A 3,392-nucleotide genomic window follows, 5' to 3' on the forward strand; every position below is an offset into this window, starting at 1 on the left:
ATTCGAATGTCCACAGATAGTCTCAATCTGTAGCCAAATGTGTGGCTGTGTGAAGGAAAAAAGAGGAAACGTAAACCTCGGATGGGTCAGACATTTTTATAGAATATTTAACATGATGGAGCGCCTATAATCAGATGATCATGGACATCAATTGGAGAGCAGTACTCACCGGATTCGCGACCGCGTTCGTCTCGGACTACTCATCGTTTGGCTCGTTCCCCTTACACAGTTAACGACACTCGTGTATGCAATACCCGGACTCATGGGAGGCGTCGTCGCCGGCTACATGGTCGTCGGTGCGGGACGTGGTGCGATACACGGCGGACTCGCCACCATCATCGGGAGTGTCGTGCTCCTCATTGTGTGGGCGATATTCGGCGTCCTCTTTGCCGGTCTTGTTCCGGCCATTGTAGGGTTCTCGTTCGGCCTCTTTATCCTGCTCCTAGCAGCGATCCCGGGTGCTATTGCTGGCCGTTGGCGGATGGGTGAAAGATCGCCGCACCACGACTCGTGAACCAGCGAGAGCAGAGGTCCGCTGACGTACCATTCTCCCGCGCTGAAGCGCGAGGACTCCTCCGTTGGGGTCGGCTATCCGACTCCACAGTGGCAACTTGAGAATTTTACGCAGGAAACTAGTCGCTGTGGAACACACGAAGAGGTTGTTTGTGCCAATGTCGATGGCGGCTTCGTGAAAACCTAATGGTGAATCTAATCGCGAATCGGAGACGGGTTGGAACGCCCGGAACGCTTCCCTCTCGTGGTGATCTTCCTCACCAGCGGAAATAACGTCTCTTAGTATAGGATTGCCTTGCCTTCGAGGGACAGTTGGAGAAACAGTGATTACCCGCCCCAGCGGGCAAGCCGTCGACGCAAGGTCTATTATCACCGGGATTGTCAGACTGTTGGGATTGGGGGATGCAGAGGGAGAAACCTGCAGGGAGGACCAGGGAAGGATCACGCCGACCGACCAATCACGCGTCGTGCAACGCGGTCTCGTCGACTTTGTTCTCACTTGTGACGCCACCATCGGGACTGGGTCAATGGCAGCGTCAACTGGGAGGAGACAGTGACAACCGACCATGACCGAAGGTGACGACCTGTCCTCGACGACCGCCCTCCGGCTTCTTCTCTTAGTCGTCGGCACGCTCACGATCGTCCTCGTGTTGCCCTTTTTCCAGGCTATCCTATTTGGCGGATTAATGGCATATCTCGTCGAACCGATAAACGACCGACTCTCGCGCCGATGGGGTGCGACAATCGGAGCGGTCGTAACGATACTTATCACGGTCGTCGTCGTTCTCGTTCCTCTCCTGTTGATAGTCAGCGTCGCGGTCGACCAAGGAGCCGCGCTGGCACAGGGAGCCGAACTCCCCGACATCGCAACTGTCGAAGCGTACTTTCAGGAGTTGTTCGGAACACAGGCCGACCTCTCGACTCTCATCGAACCGCTATCCGGCGCAATCGAAACCGGTATTCGGGGACTTCTGGGGAGTATTGTCGAGATCGTCGGCGGTATCCCGGCGTTCGTCGTCGAAACCGTGATCTTCCTCTTCACCTTCTTCTATCTCTTACGGGATGGAGAGCAGTTCGTCAACTGGGTTCGAACAGCCGCTCCGTTCGACCCGGACGTGACGACTGAACTGATCGCACGCACCGACGACCTCCTGTGGGCCGCAGTGGTCGGCAACGTCATCGTTGCCGGCGTGCAGGCGATACTGACAGTCCTTGGGTTCCTCGTCATCGGATTCGACGATCTCGTCTTCTGGGGCGTGGTCACGTTCGTCTTGTCGCTGCTCCCAGTGATTGGGGCCTCATTCGTCTGGATTCCGGCGGTGATCTACCTTCTCTTCGTTGGCAGCATTCCAGAAGCAGTGGGACTACTTGTGTACGGTTCCCTCATCATTAGCGGATCGGACAACTTCATCAGACCACTTGCGATGCAACGGGGTGCACGTCTCAACTCTGGGCTTCTCATCTTGGGCATCTTCGGTGGTGTGGCCATCTTCGGGTTCCTCGGTCTCTTTGTCGGTCCTGTCTTGATCGGATTGTCAAAGGAAATCGTTGATTTGCTGGTGAAACAACGTGGCGAGCTCAATCGATCGGGGTGATTCCCTGTAATGGGGATCGGCGCAGTTTTTCCGATTCTCCCATTCAAGCACGGCTCAAACACGAGGTGGCATTTGTGAACTGTTACTATAATCAGACGTAAGTATTGCCTACCACGTGCTCTCGCCGCCAAGGGTATTTCTTTCGTGCGACTCCAGGACAATGGTACATCCCTTTGTTGGTTTGTCAAAACACAAGGTAATGACTGTATTTTCTCGATAATTATAGGTTGGAGGGACACAGAAGAGCAAGGTTTTTATGAACAATCTATCGCTTTTTTGTACTACTCAGTTGACCACCACTGTGACGGTATGAGGAGTAGTGAGAAAGCGTCCAATTATCGTCGTGTATGCCGTAGAGATACGGAGACTGCGAAATGACCACCACAATTCGATCCGTGATGAGCTGCCATTCACAAAATTTGGGGAGTAGATAGAGAGATCACTATGAGCTTTCTCGATGTTCTTCCACTGGCGTTTGTGATGGTTGCGGGGCCACAGATTCTCAGCGCCATCTTCCTCGCGACGAGTGAAAACTGGCGACAGAACTCCGCCGCATACGTCCTCGGCGCTGCAATCTCGATCTCCCTGGTCGTGACTCTCGTCTACTTCGCTGGTGAGGGTGCACTTGGACAAGGCACAACAAACGATACACTCTATGTTATCATCCTCGTCCTGCTCTTGGTGGCAATGGTAAACGTCTTCCGGACGAGAGAGGAGACGGAACCGCCCAAATGGATGGGGAAGCTCACATCGGCAAACCCACGGTTCTCGTTCAGGCTTGGATTCCTCCTGATGGGACTTTTCCCGAGTGATCTCCTCACGTCCGCCGCCGTTGGTTCATATCTCGCGGCGCAAGGGGCACCCTGGAGAGATGCCCTCCCGTTTATCGGAGTTACGCTCTTGATTCTAGCGCTCCCATTACTGATCTTGCTCGCGTTCGGCGAACGGGCGGAGGCATTCCTGCCGAAAGCGCGTGACTGGATGGAAACGAACTCCTGGATCATCAACGAGATCGTCCTCCTGCTTTTCATCGCTATCACGATCAGCAACCTCACGGGGTGATCGAAGAAAGCCACCCTGACGGTCACGATTTTGGACGCTCACGTTGAATGACGAGCCGTTTGAGAACCGAGAGTATACCGACGAGCACTATTCTGGCGGTCTATCCAATACTGTAATCCCGACACCTACTGGCCACCGTCGATGGCTTCGCCACCCTTCGTCGCATCATCACGGCTGTCGTCCGTCTCTTGAACCGTCGTTGGGGCGATCTCAAGATGGGAC

At 54.4% G+C, this 3,392-nt stretch carries 3 protein-coding genes; all 3 read left to right on the forward strand.

Annotated elements, in window-relative coordinates; genetic code table 11:
- The first annotated feature begins 151 nt into the window (after positions 1-151).
- Entirely contained in the window at positions 152-514 is a 363-nt protein-coding gene (locus tag BG842_RS29920; protein WP_175424164.1) for a DUF5518 domain-containing protein, read from the forward strand.
- A gap of 565 nt (positions 515-1,079) precedes the next feature.
- Positions 1,080-2,108, forward strand: coding sequence for an AI-2E family transporter (locus tag BG842_RS14715; RefSeq protein ID WP_069451327.1), 1,029 nt, complete (start codon positions 1,080-1,082; stop codon positions 2,106-2,108).
- 444 nt (positions 2,109-2,552) lie between these two features.
- A complete protein-coding gene (locus BG842_RS14720) occupies positions 2,553-3,170 on the forward strand; it encodes a GAP family protein (RefSeq protein WP_069449179.1) in 618 nt (205 codons plus the stop codon).
- Positions 3,171-3,392 lie beyond the last annotated feature (222 nt).

It is taken from the genome of Haladaptatus sp. W1 (assembly GCF_001723155.1).
In the GTDB taxonomy this organism is placed as follows: Archaea; Halobacteriota; Halobacteria; order Halobacteriales; family Haladaptataceae; genus Haladaptatus; species Haladaptatus paucihalophilus.